Consider the following 22,911-nt stretch of genomic DNA (forward strand, 5'->3'; position numbering starts at 1 on the left):
CTTTTTTATGAGAAGCTATTGTTGAGCTAATACCATACGCATGATCCGCCCTGTTCATTTGAAAAGCCTTGTTCTCCTGCTCTCATCATTGTTACTGGGCACAGCCGCCCATGCACAGGACACCACCACATCGGATGGTTTACTGAAAGAAGCCCGCAAAGCGGCTTTTGAAGAAAACAATTACAGCAAAGCCAAAACCTATCTGTATAAAGCACTCTCATTTAGCCCTGATTATGCAGATGTCAGGATATTCCTGGGAAGGATATACGCATGGACCAAACAATACGACAGCGCCCGCTATTATTTCAACGGGGTATTACAGAACAACCCGGGACATGAAGACGCTTCTTTGGCACTGGCTGACCTGGAATATTGGAACGATCATTATACCAAAGGACTGGAAATAGTTGAAACAGCACTATCCTCACACCCGTCATCGCAAGCGCTCTGGATAAGAAAGGCAAAACTGCTGAATGCATCGAGCCGGTATGCAGAAGCACAGGTTGCCATAGACAAGGCCTTGCAAATAAACAGGAATGATACGGAAGCCCGTTCACTGGCTAACCGCATCAAAGAATCATCCTCTCAAAACAGGATCGGGTTAAGCTACGATTATGTGTATTTCGACAAACAGTTCGCTGATCCCTGGCACCTGGCCAGCTTTGATTATACACGCACCGGAGGTTTCGGTTCCGTTACCGGCAGGATCAACTATGCCAACCGCTTCAAAGAAAACGGTGTGCAATATGAGCTGGAAGCGTATCCACGCATCTCCAATACGTTTTATTCCTATGTCAGCATCGGTTATTCCGATAAAGTGGGCGTATTTCCACATTGGCGCGGAGGTTTCTCCCTGTATGCCAACCTGCCTGCAAGTTTCGAGGGCGAGCTGGGTTTCCGTTACCTGAAATTCAGTGGCGATGCTACCTGGAGTTATACAGCATACCTTGGCAAGTATTATAAAAGCTGGTTGTTTGGTGCACGCACCTATCTTACACCAAGCGCGTATACCAGTACCGTATCCGCTTCTTATAATGTATCCGCCCGCTATTACTATGGCAGCGCCGACGACCTGGTGGGTATGAACATCGGCTATGGTATCTCACCCGACGACCGCCTCAATGCCATCCAGCTCGATACCAAGGAACGCCTGATCTCTTACAAGGTTGGCTTCATGTTTAAAAAGAAAATATCCCTGTACAATATCCTGAGCATAGACGGCAGCTGGTTCAACCAGGAGTACCTTCCGCAAACCAGAGGAAACCAATACCAAATCAGTATAGGATGGCTGCGCCGGTTTTAAAGACCCGTACCGGCAGCCTGATTCGTATCTTAATCATGGTGGTGGTATTGACACCGCTATGGTTATATATCGCCTGGCTGCTCACAGAGAAAAGAAAACTGGTGGTGGCCATTGTAGACAAGACCGTGCTCAACAAAAAAGGACAGGAACATGTCTCCATCAACTGGATCCTGAACCAGGAAAAATTCACCAAGAACCGGAAAGAGCTGTACAATCGCGAAAAGGATTATTATGGTTTTTTCCCACTGGATGACCAGAAATTCCAGGTTAAAGGTCTCGAGCGTTTTAGCAACAGCCGGCTGGAACAGCTGAGCAAGGATGTAGACCTGGTATACCTGACAGACACCTACGGTATTTACAAGAATGAGTGGTACCATGAGAACACCGATACTGCGGTCACCGGTATCTTATACGGAGGCATGAGCCAGCAGGATCTTTACTTCATCAAACAGATGCAGGCCAGGCATAAACTGATCATCACCGAATTCAATTGTCTGGCCACACCCACCCATCCTGCCGTAAGGACTTCGTTTGAAAAGGCATTCGGTATCCGCTGGACCAAATGGATCGGCCGTTATTTCCCTTCACTCGATACCGCAAACAACCCCGACCTGCCGCGATGGCTGACTGAACTGTACCGGAAAAAACACAATGGCAGCTGGCCTTTTACAAAAAGTGGCATTGCCCTGGTAAACACAGACGATCATGTGCTGATCCTGGAAAACAACACACATCTCAAACAGGAACTGCCCCTGATCATTTCAGGCAAAGAAGAACAGCAATACTATAGTCTGCCTGCTTCTATTCCTTATTCTTTCTGGTTCGATGTAATCGTACCCGACAGTTCGCACAACCGCGTGCTTTCCAGTTTTAAGATAGAAGTGAACAAAGCAGGCGAAAAACTACTGGCCGCGCATAACCTGCAGCCAACCTTCCCTGCTATCACCGCACATGTGAGCAGCGACTATCGCTTTTTTTATTTCTCGGCAGATTTTTCCGATAACCCGCTCAGCCTCTCTTCTTCGTATTTCAAAAAGATCGCCTGGTTCAAAATGTTCCTGTACAACAGAAAAGATCCGCTTGACAGGAACAGTTTTTTCTGGAATGTATACCAACCCATGGTAACCAGGATACTGAATGATTATTATCAGACCCTGCCACATAATTAACGGATGTAACGCTGAAGTATGCTGTCAGGAACGATCTTCTGTGTTTCGATCACCTGGTGACTCTTTGCTTTGAACCGGTTGAAAGCCGCCTGCAGTTCTGCTTTTTGGGTTTCATTCGTTTCCGGGCTCAGGTCAAGATTATGGCTGATGCGGAATAACTTGTCGCCGCTAAGCAAATAATCGCCCTTGACAAAATCAGCCACTTCGTTCTTGGCCTGCAGAAGCGGGTAGGCATGCAGATTCCGGAACTGGCGTGCTGTATCCAGCCCTGCTCCCAGCCAGCTCACCTGGTTGGGTATCTGTAAGTGATACCTTCTCTTGAGCCAGGCGGTAAGGGTAGGGGCCACATCAAAATGCGTAGACATCGAAGAGAACTTCGCAGTTCTTCTCAGCATGGGTGAATAGATAATCAGGGGTACATGGTAACGATCTATCCGCGTATTCATGGGTATCTCAGGCATACGATGGTCGCCGGTGATCAGGAAGACCGTATTCTCAAATCCGGGTCTTTTCTGATAAGCCGCAATGAACTCCTTCACAGCATCATCTGCATATAAGATACTCGCAAACTGGTAACGGTAATTTCTTCTCTCTGCTTTCTCCTGCTCCGATAAACCCAGCGCATGCATTCTGTTTTCAAATTGCTGCAGGTATTTTTCCTGTTCATGGATGAGGAAAGGGTTGTGCGTGGACAAGGTCAACAGGACCGACAAATAAGGTTGTTGTTTATCTGCTTGTCTGTCAAAAAATCTCCGGAATAGTTCCTTATCACCATAGCCCCGGCTGAACCCGTTTTGCGAAGGCATTTTGGTATACCCTTTCGGAAAGCTGTTTTCATCATTCAGTACATCAATCCGGTTCTTCTTCAGGAAAATGCTCATATTATCAAAATGCGCATCTCCGCCATAATAAAAAGAAGTGTGGTAGCCGTTTTTCTTAACCAGGTTCAGCAGCGACGGGTGTTCGGGCATGGCTTCTCCCGGTTTATTAAAACCATTCAGTTCAACGGGGAGCGAGGAAAGCAGGGAAGGTAATACCGCAAATGTGCCACCCCCTTCACTGACAAAGTTTTCCCAGTAAAGACTTTTTCCTGAGAGCGAATCCATAAAAGGCGTAAAACTTCCCAGGTAAGCGCCCTTGTTGCTGAACGCCCTGCCCAGTCCTTCTACCAGTATCACCACAATATTGGGTGGGGTTACCGATGGGGTAAAGAAAGGAGACAACACATCCCTCATACTATCTGTCACATGCAGGAATGGGTAATGGGCCTCATCAATATATTGGAAAGAAAACTTTACAGCATCTCCTGTAAGCGGGACCGTAGTTTCCGGATAATGATCCGAATAAATATCCAATTCCTGTGCGGGTGGAAAAAAGTACCGGTGAGTGGATTCTAAAAAGTACCGCGATTTATTCAGCGCTATGTTATTGCTGTGCTCCTGACCCGGCGTCCAGTCGTTCACCAGTTTCGGACTGTTGGTGAATGTTACCGCTATGAATGCAGCAAAAAAGATGAAAACCGTCCAGCTCCTGGCTTTGTTGTTCTTTAAGAAAAAGATGAACCCGGCTATGACCAGTGATACCGTTGCCAGCAACAACACGATGATGGAGGGCTTGATACCACCCGAAGCACTTAGTGTCTGGTTGATGTCCGCAACAGAATAGGACCAGAGATCCGCACCCAGCGGCAACAGCGTGGTCACAAAATATTCAGACAACAATACCTGCAGCAGCAACAGGATCACTGACACCACAACAAAAAACAGGTGTGCCAGTTTCTTATGTATCAGGTACAACAATGCAAACAGCAGGTAACCACCGGCACTGATCTGCAGAAAGAATACAAGGTCTTTGGCAAAACCCATCAACACCACTTTGCCTACAAAACGGGGTACGCCATGTTGCGCCATCTCGTACACCAGTTCAAATCCACGCGCACAGATCAGCAGCAGCAACAGGATGATGCTATGGTTGACATAATAATTAAGCGATCTGCCAACAAAACCGATGAACCTGCCAATGACCGGAATAATCGAACGCTGTACGAACCATTCCGGTTCCGGCCCAGTCTGTTCCTCAGGCTGGGCGGTCATAGTAACGGCTGCTGCTGTTACTGTAGTGTTTGCCGGAACGGCCAGTGGAGTTGTACCGTTCTTTTTCTGTGCAAATCCCTGCCTGGTCATTTCGCCCCAGCCCTTTTTCTTTTTCAGCAGGTCCCAAAAACCTTTGATGGCGCTCCATACCACAAAGGGGTGGTAATAAAAAGGCTCCGTCATACCCGTCAGCAGCAAACGTAAGATGTCTATCCTGCGTTTGTACTGGTTGAAGGTGAACACTTCCATCAATATGGCAAAGGAAGAGTAGAGATAACCAAAGCAGACGATGAACAGGAAAAAGGAGAAGAACAGGTCCCAGGCAATGAATCCGTTCCACACGAACACCAGGAAACAGGCAAGGCCAAAGAATTCGATCAGCGGAGCGCAGAGTTCATAAAAGAACCAGTACGGATAACTCAGCATGCCCAGCAGACCGTACCTGGGGTTAAAGAACATACGCTTGTGCATCATCAGTGTTTCAAAAGTGCCCCTGATCCAGCGGTTACGCTGTCGGCCCAGTATCTTGAAAGTGGCAGGCGCTTCCGTCCAGCAAAGGGGATCGGGTATATAGGTCACCGCGTATTTCTCTTTGCGTTCCTCCATGTAACGGCGCATGCGTACCACCAGCTCCATGTCTTCTCCCACCGTATCATGGTTATAACCCCCACACCTGATGGCGATCTCCTTATCAAAAGCACCAAAAGCACCTGATATCAGCATCAGTCCGTTTAAACGGCTCCAGGCCATTCTTCCCAGGATAAAGGCGCGTATGTATTCCAGTATCTGGATCCTGGGCAGGTAGTCTTCGGCCAGTCTTACCTTGATCAGCCTTCCATCCTCTATCACGCAGGAGTTGGCAATTCGCACCACACCTCCGGTGGCGATCACGCGCCTGTCTGTCTGCTCCAGAAACGGTTTCACCATCTTCAGCAGCGCATCCTGCTCCAGTATACAATCCACATCAATACAAACCAGGTAGTCGTTAGACGAAACATTGATACCCACATTCAGCGCATCCGCTTTTCCACCGTTCTCCTTGTCTACTACGATCAGTTTGTTGTAAATACTGTTCCTGCTTTTATAAACACCCCGTATGGCTTTGGTAGATAATTGCTCATTCACAAAATAGTCGGTCTTCTCCAGTTCGTATGCCTGTATCAGTTTCTCAAGACTATCATCCTTACTGCCATCATTAATGATGATCACTTCCAGGTTGGCATAGTAGATAGAGAGCAGCGACCGCACATTGTCAACGATCGTTTTTCCTTCATTATAGGCGGGCGCCAGTATGCTTACCGATGGGGCGTGTGCCGAAGTGGCCAGTACCCGGTAATCGGTAAAACTGTTCTTCCACATGTAACGGCGGGTTTCACCGATCGAATAGATCGCGATCAGTACATATGATAACAGCAACACAAAAGAATACAGGAAGATCCCGTAAGTAAGCAAATGAAATATGAATGTGCCCACTGTATCCCAGTTCATTTGATCGTTTTTATGTGCCGGCAGATCCTCTCAAAGGGTTCCGGTTGCAGCCTGCTTTTTTCGGTAATCAGTTCCATACCCGTTTCAGATACTTCTGCCAGTACCACGGCTGCTTTCAGTTTTACAGTATCATTCTCATGATCCAGCAGCGACACCAGGAAGTCCGTTTCATTCTCTGTAGCCAGCGTGCGTAAAGCATCCAGTATATACAATTGGTTAGCCGGCGATTCCTGCGGAAAATAACCCGCCAGCGTTGCAGGCGTCGTTTCATCTGCCAGTCTTACCAGCGTTTTTAATGCCTGGCTGCGTACTGTTTTGTCGGAATGTGCCATGCAGGCCATCACCTGGTCCCTTACAGAATATACCTGGTATTCATCGGCAAGCTTTAAAGCAAAAACGATCACGGTGGTATTGGTTGCTTGCAGCCAGTGCGGTATCTTATCAGATAAATCCTGTTTCACCGGATGCAGGTGCAGCTGCTCCAGCAGTTTTAATTGCTGCCATTCCGTAATAGGATAAGAGACCACATCCAGAAATCGAAGACCCGGAAATCCCGTCAGGTTGATCACACCTGTTTGCGCTTCCATACGCACAAACTCATTATTGCTGTTGGTATTCTTATAGATGGTCTTCAGCACGTCCTGCTGCTCCATCAGGTATAATTCCTGAATACCTTTGGCTCGTATATGCCAGGGAGCAGTATTGCGCAGTTTGCGCAGTGAGTCTTTCTTCAGGTCCAGCCGCAGATACAACCAGATGATATTCTCCGTTACACCACCCGAAAAGTTCTTTTTGCACACGATCAGCTCATCAATCGCAAACTGCCTTGCGGTACGACTGAACAGGATCCGCCTGAAATTGCGGAGCAGCTTATCCGTATCGATCTCTTCTTCCATGATCACCTGCGTGATCCAGTTCTCCAGGTATATCCGGATCCTTTCTTTATAGAAGAAATCCCGCTTTTTAATGAACAGGTGCAGGTAAATGATACCTACGATCACAACTATGGCCACAGCCAGCCATTTGGCAGCTGTCAGCAGGTGCTCGGGCGACATGATCCTGGATGTGAGGTCCACAAAAAAACTGTTCAGCAGGCAGGTATCCGGTGCAATAGAAAACGGTGGTATCGTTGTCGGGTGAAACATGTATTGCAGGATAGGCAGTAGGATAATTAGGACTTAAAGTTAGGCCAAACCGCGTTCTTTTCGGGTAATAAAAAGCGCTTGTAATACCTTTTCTGAATAGCAGAAACTATTCAAAACAGCAGCGGCCTACCTGTTTGAAAATCGTTCCATCTGGAGTAATTTTGCACGGTATCTGATTCCTTACAAGGATGGTTTGTGGGTATGTCCACCCGCTGTCTGCTAAAAATACAAGTATGAGTTTCCGGAATTTTAAGATGGTAAGTTATGTAGTGTATGGCCGAGGCTGTTTCAACCAGCTCGATGAGATCCTTGCCCCGCAGCGCAAAGGAGATGCCCCAATGATCTTCCTGGTGGATCATTTTTTCCAGAACAAACCACTCGTTAGCCGCATACCCCTGCGCGGAAAGGACCAGGTCATTTTCGCAGACGTCACTTACGAACCCAAGACCACTCAGGTAGATGCATTGGCCAGGCAGCTGAAAGAGCAGTTTGGCACCATCAGCGGTGTCATCGGCATCGGCGGAGGTTCCACCATGGACCTGGCCAAAGCCGTTTCACTCATGATGACCAACCCCGGCTCCTCTGCCGATTACCAGGGCTGGGACCTGGTGAAACAACCCGGTGTTTACAAAGCCGGTATCCCCACATTGAGCGGTACCGGCGCAGAAGTGAGCCGTACCACCGTATTGACCGGACCCACCCGCAAACTGGGTATGAACAGCGACTTTACACCCTTTGACCAGATCGTACTCGACCCCGAACTCACCAAAGACGCCCCGGTGAACCAGCGTTTTTATACCGGTATGGATTGTTATATCCACTGCATCGAAAGCCTGGAAGGAACGTACCTGAACGAGTTCAGCAAAAGTTATGGCGAGAAAGCCCTGCAGTTATGCCAGAAAGTGTTTGTAGAAAAAGACCATTGGAATGATGAAAGCGACGACCAGCTGATGATGGCTTCTTATGCCGGAGGTATGAGCATCGCTTATTCGCAGGTGGGTGTGGCGCATGCCGTAAGTTATGGCCTCAGTTACCTGCTGGGCACCAAACACGGTATCGGAAACTGTATCGTCATGAACCACCTGGAAGAATATTACCCGGCCGGTGTAAAAGAGTTCAAGTACATGGTGGAGAAGAACAGGGTCGAGATCCCGCAGGGTATCTGTAAAGGACTGTCTGATGAAGATTTTGAAAAGATGATGAATGTATCCCTCGGCATGAAACCCCTTTGGGAGAACGCACTCGGCAAGGACTGGGAACAGATCATGACCCGCGAAAAGCTGAGAGCTCTCTACGAAAAATTATAACTCCACACTCTTTCCTCCGCGCCTCTGCGCCTTTGCGATCCTATTCCCGCAAAGATGCAGAGGCGCATTTTTTGGGACTGACCCCAGATCATCAGGAACGATCACTGTATTGATCATAACACAAACTTCAACATTCCTTATTCAACATTCCTTGTTCAGCATTCACTAGCTCTCCCTATTGCATTATTCAAAGGCAATGATTAGTTTGTGAGACAAAATCAAAACAACATGAAAAAACTATGCTTCGTATTGCTTTCTGGTTTTCTGCTTGCTTCCTGCGCCAATGAGGCCGGTAAAGAAGCTGCCACTCACTCTTTTAACATGGATTCTGTAAAAGCCGCCATTGATGCCAACAATGCCGCACTGGTCAGTTCCATGAAAGCCAATGACTCCGCCAGTTTTGTGAATCTCTACACCAAAGACGGTTGTATCATGGCTGATAACGCGCCCAAATTCTGCGGGCCGGCCGGACTGGCGCAGTTCCTGGCGGGTAGTCAGCAACTGGGCATGACAGACCTGAAACTATCCGTTACTGAGATCATTGGCGACAACACCCTGGTATCAGAAGAAGGCACTTACGAGATATTAGGAAAAGAAGGCGTTTCGCTGGATAAGGGTAAATACATCGTGACCTGGAAAAAAGAAGATGGTGTCTGGAAAAAATACCGCGACATATTCAACAGCGACCTGCCTGCCCCTGCACCACCGCCCTTAAAAAAATAAACCACTTCACATCATCCGCGCCGCTGCGCTTTTGCAAACCAATCATATTCCCGCAAAGACGCAGCGGCGCGGTTTTTAGAGAAAGCTATTCATCATTATAGAATAGCAGTACCCATTCTGTCTTAGTGCGGAAAAAAATTCATGCCAGGGCACAAAGGCACGGTTTAGGTTATTTATCGGATTCGCGATTGCTGTATTTTTGCGGCATGCGATATATCTTTTTTATCCTGCCTACGCTGGCAGGCCTTACCATCACCACGCAGGCGGCCGTGAACAGCCAGTTACGTTTTGCAGTGAACAATGCCTGGGTGGCAGCATTCATCTCTTTCCTGGTGGGTACCCTGTTCCTGGGTGCCGTTATCGTGTTCACAAGGCAACCCGTTCCCTCTCTGCAAACACTCAGCCAGATCAGCTGGTATAAATATGCCGGTGGTCTGCTCGGCGCATTCTTTGTCACCGTCATCATCTATTCGGTTCCCAAGATCGGATCGGCCAATGTGTTCGCACTGCTCATTGCCGGGCAACTGGTCTTTGCCATGCTCTACGATCATTTTGGTCTGTTCGGATTTCCACAGAACAGTATCAGCTGGGTAAAACTGGCCGGTGTCATCATGCTGGTGACCGGCGCCTACCTCGTCAACAAAAGATAGGTCGCAGCTGCAGTAAGCCGTTCACCGGTAGTGACTGCATACTCACCGAACATCACAACATACAGTGGCCATTCCACAGCTTACTACGGTGTTGCCTGCAAATAGTTGTTCTTCACATTGGCGGAATGCAGTAATTTAACTTTCTCAGAAACCCTATTCTCAAACGATGGCCGGCGGTATCGATCGCCCGGTCCCAATTTTTTCTTCCATGAAAAAGCTCTCTGCCCTGCTGGGTTGCCTGGCTGTGTACGCCATGCTGTCTGCACAAAGTTTCTCACCCTCGCTGTATAACAGTATGCAGTGGCGCATGATCGGTCCGCACCGGGGTGGCCGTACTGTGGGTGCCGTAGGGGTACCTACACAACCCAATGTGTTCTATATCGGCGTCAACAACGGTGGCGTATGGAAAAGCAATGACTATGGCCGTACCTGGAAACCCATTTTCGACCAGATGGGCACCGGCTCCGTGGGTGATATCGCGGTTTCTGAATCCAACCCCAACGTGGTATATGTGGGTTGCGGAGAAGGGATTCAACGACCCGACCTTTCTGTGGGCGATGGTGTCTACAGATCGACCGATGCCGGTAAGACCTGGAAGAACGTGGGCCTGAAAGACGGCCAGCAGATCGGTGGCATCGTCATCGATCCTAAAAATGAGAACCGCGTGTTCGTGGCCGTACTGGGCCACCCATACGGACCCAATACAGAACGTGGCGTGTACAGGAGTCTCGATGGTGGCAATAGCTGGGAGCGTGTCTTATATAAGGATGAGAACACCGGCGCCGTGCAGGTAGCGATCGATCCCAACGATCCCCAAACCATTTATGCGGATATGTGGGCCGGCAGACAGGGCCCCTGGGAGAACGGGCAGTGGAACGGACCCGAGAGCGGCCTCTATAAATCGACCGACGGTGGTACAACCTGGAAACACCTCACCAAAGGTTTACCCACACCGGCACAAGGTCTGGGCCGCATCGGTTTTGGAATAGCACCCACCAACAGCAAACGTTTATATGCCACCGTAGATGCCGGACGTTACGGCGGTATCTATCGCAGCGATGATGCCGGTGAAAGCTGGCAGCTCATGAGCAGCGATGGCCGTTACTGGGGACGTGGCAGCGATTTTGCCGAAGTGAAAGTAGATCCCACCAATGCCGATATCGTGTACAGCGCCAACGTGGTCACCTGGAAATCCGTTGATGGCGGTAAGACCTGGACCGGTTTCCGCGGCGCACCCGGTGGTGATGATTATCACCGGATCTGGATTAACCCGCTCAACCCAAAGATCATGCTCATCGCACTTGATCAGGGTGGCATTGTGACCGTGAACGGTGGCGAGACCTTCTCTTCCTTCTACAACCAGCCCACGGCACAGTTCTACCATGTGAGCACCGACAACCAGTTTCCCTACAACGTATATGGCGGTCAGCAGGAGAGCGGGTCGGTAGGGATCTCCTCACGAGGTAACGATGGTCAGATCAGTTTCCGCGAATGGCATCCGGTGGGTGTGGAAGAATATGGTTATGTGGCACCCGATCCGCTGGACCCGAATATCATCTATGGTGGTAAGGTTACCCGTTTCGATAAACGCACGGGCCAGGTGCAGAACATCGCCCCCGAAGCCGTTCGCAGCGGTAAGTACCGTTTCCTGCGCACAGCACCGGTATTGTTCTCACCCATCGATCCCAAAACATTATACTTTGCCGGTAACGTCATCTTCAAAACAAGGGATGGCGGTAACAGCTGGCAAACCATCAGTCCCGACCTTACCCGCGAGAGCTGGGACATCCCCGCCAGCGTAGGTATCTATACCAGCGATGAACTGAAAAAGATGCCAAGACGTGGTGTGGTATACACGGTGGCACCTTCTTACAAAGACATCAACACCCTCTGGGCCGGAACCGATGATGGCTACATACAGGTCACACGCGATGGCGGTAAGACCTGGAAGAACGTGACCCCACCCGAGATCACATCCTGGAGCAAGGTATCTCTCATGGATGCCGGTCACTTTGATAACAACACCGTATACGCGGCCGTCAACCGCATCCGTTGCGATGATATGCGGCCCTATGCTTACAAGACACATGATGGCGGCAAGACCTGGCAGCGCATCACCAACGGACTGCCCGATAACGAGCCCATCAATGTGGTGCGCGAAGATCCCAAACGGAAAGGACTGCTGTTTGCCGGTTCAGAGAATGCCGTATATGTATCGTTCGATGATGGTGAACACTGGCAATCGCTGCGCCTGAACATGCCCGCCACTTCCATCCGCGACCTGGTGATCAAAGATGATGACCTGGTACTGGGTACCCATGGCCGCAGTTTCTGGATCATGGATGATATCACACCACTGCGACAGATCAGCGCCAGCCTGGCCGCAGAGAAAGCCGTACTGTACAAACCACAGACCGCTATCCGCGTTCGCTGGAACATGAACACGGATACGCCCATACCACAGGAAGAACCCGGCGGACAAAACCCACCCGACGGCGCCATCATCAACTACTACCTGGCAGAAAAAGCACCCGGCGAAGTGACACTGGAAATCAAGGATGCTGCCGGAAGAAGCATTCGCAAATACAGCAGTAACGACAAACCCTACGAGATCCCCGAAGTGAATATTCCGCTCTACTGGATCCGTCCGCAACAGCTGCTGTCGGCAGAAGCGGGTTCGCATCGTTTCCTGTGGGACATGCACTATACACCCATCGATGAGCCCGTCTCATATCCCATGACCGCTATTTACCAGAATACGGCTCCTGAAAAGAATTCGCCCTGGGTATTACCCGGAACCTATACGGTCACGCTTACAGTGAACGGCAGGTCCTACACACAACCCCTCACCGTAAAAATGGACCCGCGTGTAAAGACCGCTTTGCCAGAACTGCAGAAACAGCATAGCCTGTCACTTACCTGTTATGAAGGAAGGCTGGCCGCACGTGCCGCCAAAGAAGCCATAACAGCAACGGCGCAGCAAGTGAAAGCGGCCATTGCCAAAGGCGGCAGTCAAACCCAGTCACTCACCCAACTGGAGCAGGAGATCGCTGCACTGGAAGGGGTATCACGCGGCAGAAGAGGTGGTGCCGCAGCCGGCTCGGCCACATTCGGAAGTGTGGAGTCAGGTTTTGCCTCCTTGCTCTCCATGCTGCAGGAATCAGACATGCCGCCCACCACACAGATGGTAGCCGGTGTCAACCAGGTACAGGCGCAGTTACAGGCATTACAAAACAAATGGGCGCAACTGAAAAAACAGGCAGAGGCGCTGCAGAAATAAACACCCACACACAAAAAAACCTGCCAGTTATTTTCTAGCAGGTTTTTTTATGCTATTGATTCTATTGAACACACATTAGTGTTGTTGACAAACATCAGCACACAGCATTTTAATTCGACATCACATTCTCAAGGTTCCCTGCAACAGGTTTTGCCAGGAACGGTGCCAATACCCGAACAAAATCCTGTGGCGCTTCTTCCATGGGTACATGGCCAATACCTTTGAGTATGTGAAGTTCACTGCCGCGGATATCGCGATGAAACAGGGCCGCATTGGATGGCGGGATCAGACGGTCCTGGTCGCCCCACACGATCAGCGTGGGCATGGATAGGGTGCGTATCTGTGCAGAAGCGTCTTCGCCCAAACCCAGTTGCATCCGGTCTATCAGGGCCTGCCGATTGCCGGCCCGCAGGGTCATGTCGGAATACAGGTCCACCAACGCATCCGAAACACGGGCCTTGTTACCGTAAACATCTTCCACACTTTTGCGTACCACCTGTTTGGGTGTGATCCATTTGACCAGGTTATTCACCACCGGCATTTTAGCCAGCCGGAAACCCAATGGCAGGTCCATTTTTTCTTTGGGCACATAACCTCCGGCATCCACCAGTATCAGTTTCTGTACTTTGGCCGGATGCTGCACAGCGTACTGCCAGGCAATGGAACCGCCGAGCGAATTGCCACCGAGTACACATTTGGCAACACCCAGGCGCAGCAATACCGAATCCACAAAACGTGTATACAGGGCCATGCTGTAATCCCTGTCGGGATGCGGACCCGTGAGCGCAAAACCCGGAAGGTCAAAACGGATGATGCGGTGTTGTGCACCCAGCAACAGAACGGTACTGTCCCAGGTGAACAGGGAAGAGGAAGTACCGTGGATCAACACCAATGGCACCGTGTCGTTACGGTTGCCCTCGTCGCGGTAATGCACTTTCATACCCATCAGGTCCATGAACTGCGATGGAGGCTGGCCATATTTCTGTACCAGCTGTTCTGCCGGTATGTCTTTCTTACCAAGGAACAAGCCCGCGATCAATAACAGCAACAGCGCGCCCACCAACAAACGAATGATCCAGCGAAAAAAGAAACGCATAAGGAAGGTTTGATGAATAAGATACAAAGAAAAGGGGAACCCACCGATGTTGGTCGCCCGACCAACATCCATTCCTTCTTCTGCAACATCACGCATCCTCCTGCAACCAGATCACTTTCTGGCGGAGTCTCAATCATTTCACTATTATCTTTACACCATGAATTTGAATAATCATCGTTTTTCTGCCTTGCTGGCTGGTGGTATCATTGCGCCAGACCATCCGCAGATGCTGGATGCATGGGAGTTTGTTCACCGGACCATCCAACTGATACCTGCCCTGAACGCTTCTACTAATGTGGATGAGATAAGAGACCGGTTAAGCGATATCATCGGTACAGAGATCGATAAAAACATCACCATCTTTACACCATTCCATACCAATTTCGGGCGACATATCCGACTGGGGAAAAGCGTATTCATCAATCATGCATGCAGTTTTCTCGATCTGGGTGGCATAACTATTGAAGACCATGTGCTGATCGGGCCGAGAGTGAACCTTGTCACGGAAAACCATCCTGTCAATCCGGCCCTTCGTAAGAGTCTGGATCTAAGATCTATCCTGATCAAAAGGAATGCATGGATCGGTGCAGGTGCCACCATACTTCCGGGTGTCACCATCGGTGAAAATTCAATTGTGGCTGCAGGTGCTGTTGTCAACAAAAATGTTCCAGATAATACAATCGTTGGCGGTATTCCCGCAAAACCGATCCGATCAATAGAAGATGCCTTGTGACATTTTTCCCTGCAAAGTTCTCTATGCCGCTGTTGGTCGCCTGACCAACAGTAACTCCTTCTTGTGAAAATATTACGCATCCTATCGCCGATGTTGGTCGCCCGACCAACATCCATTCCTTCTTCTGCAACATCACGCATCCTTCTGCAACCAGATCACTTTCTGCTCTGGTTGGTGTTCTTTGCCAATGATATCCCGGTACAGGTCGGGGCGCCTGGCTTTGAGGTAACGGTAGCCGCCCGCCTGTGTCAGCTTTTCGGGTTGTATCACGGCCGTGACCAGGTCATCACCCAGCTTACGGCATTCCGCAATGATATCACCGAAGGGATCAATGATCATGGAGCAGCCATTCTTCAGCTGGTCATCATCCATACCGATCGGGTTGGAGAATACAACGTATACGGCATTGTCATACGCACGGGATGGCAACCATTTCAGTAACCAGTCGCGACCCTTCATACCATCGAACTCAAGACGCAGGGAGGTTGGGTCCGATTCCCTTTTCTCCCATAAAGCTGCATCCACAAAACCAGCGCCGGGACGGGTAGAAGGGGTACACATGGTCACATGCGGCATAAAGATCACCTGCGCACCAAGTAAAGTGGTGGCACGTACATTCTCAATGATGTTGTTATCGTAACAGATCAGGATACCGCATTTCCATCCGTGCAGTTCAAACACACAGTAGGCATCGCCCGGCATAAGGTGCGGGTTGATGAAGGGGTGCAGTTTGCGGTATTTGGCCACCAGTCCTTGTTCGTTCACACATACATAGGTCTTGTAGAGTTTGTCATCGCTGTCCTTTTCAAACAGACCGGCCAGTACGGTGATGCCTGTGCTGCGTGCGATCTCTGTTAATGCGGCCACACTCGGACCATCAGGCACCGGCTCCGCCAGTTCCAGCATCTGCTCCTTCGACAAGTGTCTCGCAAACGTATATCCCGTAATGGAGCATTCATGAAAAGCGATCACCTGCGATCCCTCTTCGGCCGCTTGCTGTGCCAGTTTCCGGATCACCGAAAGGTTATAGGTCTTGTCGCCGCTGCGGTTCTCGAACTGTGCTGTGGTGATTTTCAGGTTGTTCATCTTTGTTGATATAGTATCGTTCACAAAATAGTATCCTTCTCCAGTGTTGATCGCCTATGCCAAGGGCAGCTCTATTTTTTCCATTTCTTCCGCGTATCATCGATCACATCCAGCAGACCCTTGCTAAATGTATCATCTGCCAGTTGCCAGAACATGACACCATTCAGTTTTTGCCGGATGGCATATTCGGTTTTGGTTATCACGGAACGTGTATCATCAAAAGTGGCGAACCATCGTTTTTGTGCATTGTAAAAATAAGGCGCCGATGCTACAGGATCCCAATGATAGACAAAACCGCTGTCCTGCGACAGCTGCCTGTCAAAACCCCGGTAAGAAATACCGCGCAGAAACTTACCCTTTTCATACAGGCCGTTGTTGGTAGCCGCCACCTGTTCCCAGATCCGCGCATAAAAAGCCAGGCCGATCAATAATTTCTCAGCCGGTACGCCTTTGGCTTTCAGCAACTGCACCGCATGATCGCAGGATTCTTTCTGGTGCGGGGTGGAATACAAAGCGGTATGGTGTCCCGTTACGGTATCATACCCGGTTATGAGATCGTAGGTCATGAGGTTGATGCGGTCCACCAGTGGCGTCACTTGGTTCCAGTCAACCGATTCCTCAATGTACTTGGTAAAACCACCGGCAGCAAAACTGATCTCTTTGCCCGGACCAAGTGTATCGCGCAGGGTCTGTATCAGTGCGGTAAAATGTGCTTTGTCTTGCAGGGAATACGGATGTCCCGGTGCACCGGCAATGGTGGGGTATTCCCAGTCCAGGTCAATGCCGTCGGCGCCAAAACCATCCAGCAGTTGTTTGGTGGAAGAGGCGAAGATCTTACGAGAGCTGTCCGAGGCAAATACATCCGAGCAGGAATAACATCCTGTCCAGCCGCCCATTGACAGGATCACTTTCATTTGCGGGTTCCTTTTTTTCAGCGCCACACAACTTCGCAAAGCGGCAGAATCCCGGTGGTTACCGAGTACATTGCGATTACCTTTTAAATGTGTGAAGCTGAAAGAGAGATGCGTCAGTTTCTCTACAGGAAAACTATCTACCAGCGTGGCATTGCCCGCATAATAGCCGAACACCGCAAAAGGCTGTTGGGCAAACAATTTGGTAGACAGGCTGGTGAAGAGACAGATCAACAGCAGGTTTCTCAGGCTATTCATATAGAATGAATGTACAAAAACTTACTGTCAATATCCGTAAACGGCTCTGCGAGAGACATTGGGGGCAACAGACATTCATTGATCGTCCACCATTTCATTATTCGAAGGTAAGTCCATCAATGATGCGGCGGAGTGTTTTATCATCAATAGTGTCAAACTCAGCTTTATCGTAAATGGTAAGCAGGTAAACCTCTTTTTTAGACGTGATGATATAGGTAATTACCCTGGCTCCGCCACTTTTCCCCTTTCCCTTGCTTTTAATGGCTATTCGAATTTTATAGGCTTCATTGCCTAAGGGTGTGCCAAGTGTCGGATTTTCAGATAAAGCAGATGCCAGTTCAACCAACTCTGATTTTAAGAAGGGTATTTTTTATAAGTCTTTTTGCTTCCTTCTTGAACTTATCAACAGGTATGACTTTATAGCTCATTTAGAAAATCTGTTAAGGACTGCTTTTTTGCTTTTGATCTCCTTAGGGCTTGTGCCTGCTTTAAGGCGACTTTGAGGTCAGACCTCAATTGAAGCACCTGCTCAGATCTTCTGATTTGCAGCAGCACTTTTTCCCATTCGCTCACTGGCATTTGAACAGCTTGTGGTTTCCCGTTCAAATCACTCACATATTGAAGTGCTATTTTCATAGTTTAAAGTTAACGGTTTTCAATTTTTACTGTGGGTTTTGTTCTGTACCAATGTTGGTCGGACAACCAAGATCCATCACAAATCCCCTTCCGCCACACAGACCGGTTCATGCCTTACCGGAAAATTCACGGAGTTAGCAATGAAACAAAACTGGTGGGCCTTGGTATGCAGGGCCTGTGCGGTCGGTATCATGGAGGCTTCTGTTACCACCACATGTGGACGTAAAATTACTTCCGTAAAATAACCAGCGCCATTGGGTTCTTCACACATGGTGCCCTTTGCCTGGTCGGTATACGCAGTGACCACCACACCGGCATCGGCGCAAAAATGCAGGAACCATAACATATGACAGGATGAAACAGAAGCCACCAACAGGTCTTCCGGGTTGTACCTGGTTCTGTCGCCCCTGAAGGCGGGATCTGAGGAACCGGGTATCGCGATCTTATCAGCCGCTTTGATCTCGTGCGATCTTTCGTAACTGCGATAGTCAGCTGTTCCGCTGCCGGTATTGCCTGTCCATTCAGTGGTAACCTGGTAATAGTGTTCTTTTGCCATATCGTTTTTTTACAACTCGGCAGTAATAACGGGGGATCCAAAACTCAGCTTTATTCCGGCAACGGCAAAACCTTTTTGTATTCGATTAGGTAGTAAGTAATTAAGCCTGTTTCAAAGCAGTAAGCGGTCAATGTTTTTTGTCAGCTTCCGGTTCCAGCGCAAAATAACTGGCTTTGAAACGGCCGTTCACGATCTCACCCTGCACTTTGGCTTTGCGGATGGCATTGCAGAAACCATCTTTGGCATGGGCATCGCCGAGAGAATCAATGTGGATGCCATCAACAAAATAGGCTTTGCCTTTAATCCGTACGGCCAGGTCGCAGGTGGTGCCGGGCAAACCGAGTTTGCATTGGCCGCAGGCAGCTTCAACGGTTTGTACCGGTTTGCTTTGATCGGGTGTGCCTTGTTTTTTCTCCTGCGCAACAAGTGAACTGGTAAACACAAGAGCGGCAATTAAGAACAGCTTTTTCATACTAACCTGTTTGATCGAATGTAAAATAGCAATAAATCCCCGCTCGCTCCCTCTCTTCTTTTCTTTTGTCTCTCTCTTATTGACAACGCCCGCGCTGTTCGCTGGCAGGTTGATGGGCGATCATTTCGATAAGAGAGAGACAAAAGAAAAGAAGGAAAGAAGGATGTTGTGCTGATCAATGGGTTGTGGTCGCTTTACTGCATGGCCTGCAGCTCTTTCTGTAGGCGGAACATCTCATCGCGTAAGCGGGCAGCTTCAATGAAGTCGAGGTCGCGGGCAGCTTTTTCCATTTCCTTTTTGGTCCGGGCAATGGCTTTCTCCATTTGGGGGATGGTCTGGTAACTTACCTGTTCCTCGGCCGCTTCGTGTTTCACCAGCTCCTCATCTTTCTGCAAAGCATGGGGGTTGGATGGATCATAACCCTTGATATCCAGCACAGATCCCTGTGCATATACCTGCTCGATCGATTTCATGATGGTTTTGGGTACAATACCATGTTCCGTATTATACTGCACCTGTTTCTCCCTTCTGCGGCTGGTTTCATCAATGGTGCGCTGCATACTCTCTGTGATCTGGTCAGCATAGAAGATCACGCGGCCATCCACATTACGGGCGGCGCGACCGGCGGTCTGGGTCAGGCTTCTTTCATTACGCAGGAAACCTTCCTTGTCCGCATCCAGAATGGCCACCAGTGCCACTTCGGGCAGGTCAAGACCCTCCCGCAGCAGGTTCACACCCACCAGCACATCTATCTCACCCAGGCGCAGCTGGCGCAGGATCTCCACGCGCTCCAGCGTATCCACATCGCTGTGAATGTATTTGGAGCGGATGTTGATGCGGCCCAGGTATTTATCCATCTCTTCGGCCATGCGTTTGGTGAGGGTGGTCACCAGCACGCGGTAGCCTTTTTTTACGGTCTTGTCTATCTCATCCAGCAGGTCATCGATCTGGTTCACGCTGGGGCGGATCTCGATCGGCGGGTCCAGCAGACCGGTGGGACGAACGATCTGTTCCACCACCACACCGCCGGTCTTCTCCAGTTCATAATCGCCCGGAGTGGCGCTGACAAATATGGTCTGACCCATCAGGTGTTCGAACTCATGAAAATTCAGCGGTCGGTTGTCCATGGCGCTGGGCAGGCGGAAACCATAGTCCACCAGCACCATCTTACGGCTGCGGTCGCCGCCATACATGCCCGCCACCTGCGGAATGGTCTGGTGACTCTCATCGATCACCATCAGGTAGTCCTTCGGAAAATAATCTAATAAACAGAAAGGCCGGGTGCCGGGCCGGCGGCGGTCGAAGAAGCGGGAGTAGTTCTCAATGCCATTGCAATAACCCAGTTCACGGATCATTTCCAGGTCATATTCCACGCGCTCTTTCAATCGCTGGGCCTCAATGAATTTGCCGTTGTTCTTGAAATATTCCACCTGCGCCATCATCTCGTCCTGGATCTCGTGCATCACTTCCACGATCATGTCCTTGGGAGCCAGGTACAGCGTGGCGGGAAAGATGGCAGCATTCTCCATCAGTCCAATGCGTTTGCTGGTACTGGTCTCAATGCTTTCGATCTCCTCTATCTCATCGCCGAAGAATGTGATGCGGTAGCCGAAGTCCACATAGGGCAGGTTAATGTCCACCGTATCACCCTTCACGCGGAAAGTGCCGCGGTTGAAATCGCCCTGCGATCGGTTGTACAGGCTGTTCACCAGCGCATGCAGGAAGGCCTGGCGACTGATAACCATTCCCTTATGAATGCGGATGATGCCGTTCTCGTATTCGGTGGGGTTACCCATACCATAGATACAGCTCACGCTGGCCACCACAATGATGTCGCGCCGACCGCTCAGCAATTGCGATGTGGCCTGCAGCCGCAGTTTGTCCAGCTCCTCGTTGATGCTCAGGTCCTTCTCAATATAGGTATCGCTCACCGGCATATAGGCTTCGGGCTGGTAGTAATCGTAGTAGCTGACAAAATAACCCACGGCGTTCTCGGGAAAGAACTGTTTGAACTCACCATACAGTTGCGCCACCAGCGTTTTGTTATGCGTAAGCACCAGGGTGGGGCGCTGCGTGTTCTGGATCACGTTGGCAATGGTGAAGGTCTTACCCGAACCCGTTACCCCCAGCAGGGTCTGGAAAGCCTCGCCCTCGTTCACAGCTTCGGTAAGCTGTTGAATAGCAGCCGGTTGATCGCCGGAGGGATGGTAGTCGGAGTGGAGTTTGAAGGGCACGGAGCTCGGTCAGTTAAAAGTTAAGAGTGTAAAGTTAAGCGTTGTTGGGGATCGCTGAAGGGGTAAGAGGATGATCGGGGGGTGGATCGGGTTACATATGATCTTTATGACACCGGCTGCTGTGTTTCATGGCGGCTGGGGTTGCGTCGCACACTTGGGCGGTAGATATACCAATCAGCGGGGCTATTGCATTTCTGGCTGATCATTAGTATATTTTCTATCAAATCTACTGCCATGAGAAACTTTTCGATTGCTGTTTGTCTGCTGTTTCTATTCTCCTCCACCTCTTTTTGTCCACCAAATACAGTTCTCGATTATGGCAGATGTGTAGGTTCTGCATCCTGCCGGGCTTGCAGCAGTTGTTCCTCTTGCAAATATTGCAGTTCCGGAGGCACTTGCGGTGTTTGTGCATCACCTGAAAAGCCAAAGAAAGAACCCACTAAAAGAAGTAGTCAATGCCAGGCTACTACCAAAAAGGGAATGCAGTGCAGTAGAGCTGCTAAGCCGGGTTCCAGTTACTGTTGGCAGCATGCGAAATGAATGGGTAAGAACTTGATACGATGCAAATAAATCTATCACTAATCTGAACTATGGGTTTGTAACACCCAGCAACGATGGCGAAGCCTACTTTTTTTATTGATTATCAAAGTGTTTATTTTCTTATAACTATCCATACTTGAAATACGGGGTTTTTCCCGGTACTGCGGCTTTGGTTTTTGTGTAGCTTGTAGAAAACATTAATGCTACCTAATATTAAGCAAGCACTCATACCGAATTACTATAATAAACAGTGATACCCTATATAACGCAATAAGTGATCGAGGAAGAGCATTTTCATGTGGGGTATATTTACTCGTTTGTGGTAATGGCTGGAGAAAACATTTAGACTCTGAAAAATATTCCAAATTACAAACACACTGATATTCAAAAACTAATAGGAAACTAGCTTCTTACAATAATTCAAAAAGACAAAAGATATGGCAAGATGTACAGCACCAAGGTACGGACATCGGACAGCAAGCGGACGAGCTGCATGCCCTGTATGCGGTGGTGGTTATAGCGGTTACCGTGGCTACAGCAGCTATGATTACAATCCATATTCGTCGCGACCAAATTACTCGTCAGGAAGTAGTGGAGTTGGCAGAAGTAGCGGTAGTGGTAGAAGTGTAAAGCCTCGTTGGTCTCGAGCAGGTTCCTCAGTTTTTTACACACTAGATGAGGTACAAGCACTCACACCAATCCGTGAAACATTTGAGAAGCGAGCAACTGTGCCAGACCTTAGAGACATATTTCTTTGCCACGCTTGGGACGACCGACAAGGTTCGGCTAAGGAGCTATACAATTTACTTATATCGAAAGGGGTCTCTGTATGGTTCAGTGAAAAAGATGTGACCCTAGGAGAGCCTTTGATGCGCGCAATTGACAAGGGCTTAGCGAACTCACGAATTGGTCTAGTACTCGTTACTCCGGCATTTCTTCTCCGCCTACCAAAAGAAGGAATTGCCGACAAAGAACTATCTGCTTTACTTCATCGTAATCAACTTGTTCCTATAGTGCATAATACAACCTACGAGGCTCTTCGTGAAGTTAGCCCTCTTCTCGGTTCGAGAAGCGGCTTGGATACTGCAGAAGAATCAATGTCAGACATAGCATCCAAACTTGCTGAATTAGTCGCAGTAGACTCCAACTGTGAAAATTAATAAACAATGCTCACTTTTTCAGAATATTTAACCCGGTTTAGTACCATTACGTAGATTTCAAAGCATGGAAT

General features: G+C 49.3%; 18 protein-coding genes. 8 read left to right on the forward strand and 10 right to left on the reverse strand.

Annotated features, from left to right (window positions below):
- The first annotated feature begins 40 nt into the window (after positions 1-40).
- Complete coding sequence (locus ACH3Y6_RS02320; protein WP_490833956.1) at positions 41-1,303, forward strand: YaiO family outer membrane beta-barrel protein; 1,263 nt, start codon at positions 41-43, stop codon at positions 1,301-1,303.
- Positions 1,285-2,472, forward strand: coding sequence for a hypothetical protein (locus ACH3Y6_RS02325; RefSeq protein WP_490833957.1), 1,188 nt, complete (start codon positions 1,285-1,287; stop codon positions 2,470-2,472). The genes ACH3Y6_RS02320 and ACH3Y6_RS02325 overlap by 19 nt, the downstream gene beginning before the upstream one ends.
- Here the strand turns inward: ACH3Y6_RS02325 and ACH3Y6_RS02330 are convergent.
- Both ACH3Y6_RS02330 and ACH3Y6_RS02335 read right to left on the reverse strand, forming a co-directional pair.
- Positions 2,469-6,053, reverse strand: a complete 3,585-nt coding sequence (locus tag ACH3Y6_RS02330) for a sulfatase-like hydrolase/transferase (protein ID WP_490833958.1) — start codon at positions 6,051-6,053, stop codon at positions 2,469-2,471. The genes ACH3Y6_RS02325 and ACH3Y6_RS02330 overlap by 4 nt on opposite strands.
- A complete protein-coding gene (locus ACH3Y6_RS02335) occupies positions 6,050-7,198 on the reverse strand; it encodes a HEAT repeat domain-containing protein (protein ID WP_490833959.1) in 1,149 nt (382 codons plus the stop codon). Before ACH3Y6_RS02335 ends, ACH3Y6_RS02330 begins: the two co-directional genes overlap by 4 nt.
- Before the next feature lie 233 nt (positions 7,199-7,431).
- Between ACH3Y6_RS02335 and ACH3Y6_RS02340 the strand changes: the two genes are divergently transcribed.
- The 4 genes from ACH3Y6_RS02340 (at position 7,432) to ACH3Y6_RS02355 (ending at position 13,158) form a co-directional block, all read left to right on the forward strand.
- On the forward strand, positions 7,432-8,505 hold the full coding sequence (locus ACH3Y6_RS02340) for an iron-containing alcohol dehydrogenase family protein (protein ID WP_490833960.1): 1,074 nt from the start codon (positions 7,432-7,434) through the stop codon (positions 8,503-8,505).
- A 228-nt stretch (positions 8,506-8,733) separates the two neighbouring features.
- The gene (locus tag ACH3Y6_RS02345) at positions 8,734-9,228 is read left to right on the forward strand and encodes a YybH family protein (protein WP_490833961.1); all 495 of its coding nucleotides are present in this window, start codon (positions 8,734-8,736) and stop codon (positions 9,226-9,228) included.
- 206 nt (positions 9,229-9,434) lie between these two features.
- Positions 9,435-9,878: a DMT family transporter gene (locus tag ACH3Y6_RS02350; protein ID WP_490833962.1), complete on the forward strand. Its 444-nt coding sequence runs from the start codon at positions 9,435-9,437 to the stop codon at positions 9,876-9,878.
- Positions 9,879-10,086: 208 nt separating this feature from the next.
- Positions 10,087-13,158, forward strand: a complete 3,072-nt coding sequence (locus ACH3Y6_RS02355) for a WD40/YVTN/BNR-like repeat-containing protein (protein ID WP_490833963.1) — start codon at positions 10,087-10,089, stop codon at positions 13,156-13,158.
- Positions 13,159-13,267: 109 nt separating this feature from the next.
- On the opposite strand, the gene ACH3Y6_RS02360 is transcribed toward ACH3Y6_RS02355, so the two are convergent.
- Complete coding sequence (locus tag ACH3Y6_RS02360) at positions 13,268-14,254, reverse strand: alpha/beta fold hydrolase (RefSeq protein ID WP_490833964.1); 987 nt, start codon at positions 14,252-14,254, stop codon at positions 13,268-13,270.
- A gap of 157 nt (positions 14,255-14,411) precedes the next feature.
- Here ACH3Y6_RS02360 and ACH3Y6_RS02365 point away from each other — a divergent pair, with 157 nt between their 5' ends.
- Positions 14,412-14,987, forward strand: coding sequence for a DapH/DapD/GlmU-related protein (locus ACH3Y6_RS02365; RefSeq protein WP_490833965.1), 576 nt, complete (start codon positions 14,412-14,414; stop codon positions 14,985-14,987).
- Positions 14,988-15,119: 132 nt separating this feature from the next.
- On the opposite strand, the gene ACH3Y6_RS02370 is transcribed toward ACH3Y6_RS02365, so the two are convergent.
- The 7 genes from ACH3Y6_RS02370 to uvrB form a co-directional block, all read right to left on the reverse strand.
- A complete protein-coding gene (locus tag ACH3Y6_RS02370) occupies positions 15,120-16,073 on the reverse strand; it encodes a nitrilase family protein (protein ID WP_490833966.1) in 954 nt (317 codons plus the stop codon).
- Between the two features lie 71 nt (positions 16,074-16,144).
- Positions 16,145-17,242, reverse strand: coding sequence for a glycoside hydrolase family 18 protein (locus ACH3Y6_RS02375; RefSeq protein WP_490833967.1), 1,098 nt, complete (start codon positions 17,240-17,242; stop codon positions 16,145-16,147).
- 97 nt (positions 17,243-17,339) lie between these two features.
- Positions 17,340-17,588 carry a hypothetical protein gene (locus ACH3Y6_RS02380; protein WP_490833968.1) on the reverse strand — a complete coding sequence of 83 codons (249 nt, stop codon included), beginning with the start codon at positions 17,586-17,588 and terminating at the stop codon, positions 17,340-17,342.
- 71 nt (positions 17,589-17,659) lie between these two features.
- Entirely contained in the window at positions 17,660-17,878 is a 219-nt protein-coding gene (locus ACH3Y6_RS02385) for a hypothetical protein (RefSeq protein ID WP_490833969.1), read from the reverse strand.
- Positions 17,879-17,954: 76 nt separating this feature from the next.
- Complete coding sequence (locus tag ACH3Y6_RS02390; protein ID WP_490833970.1) at positions 17,955-18,434, reverse strand: OsmC family protein; 480 nt, start codon at positions 18,432-18,434, stop codon at positions 17,955-17,957.
- Between the two features lie 127 nt (positions 18,435-18,561).
- Positions 18,562-18,906, reverse strand: a complete 345-nt coding sequence (locus ACH3Y6_RS02395) for a DUF6370 family protein (protein ID WP_490833971.1) — start codon at positions 18,904-18,906, stop codon at positions 18,562-18,564.
- Positions 18,907-19,100: 194 nt separating this feature from the next.
- Positions 19,101-21,140 (reverse strand): excinuclease ABC subunit UvrB, encoded by a 2,040-nt coding sequence (uvrB, locus tag ACH3Y6_RS02400; protein ID WP_490833972.1) that lies wholly within the window; start codon positions 21,138-21,140, stop codon positions 19,101-19,103.
- Positions 21,141-22,117: 977 nt separating this feature from the next.
- Between uvrB and ACH3Y6_RS02405 the strand changes: the two genes are divergently transcribed.
- Positions 22,118-22,840 (forward strand): toll/interleukin-1 receptor domain-containing protein, encoded by a 723-nt coding sequence (locus tag ACH3Y6_RS02405; protein WP_490833973.1) that lies wholly within the window; start codon positions 22,118-22,120, stop codon positions 22,838-22,840.
- Positions 22,841-22,911: the final 71 nt, after the last annotated feature.

The organism is Sediminibacterium sp. FW305-C-269, assembly GCF_058231045.1.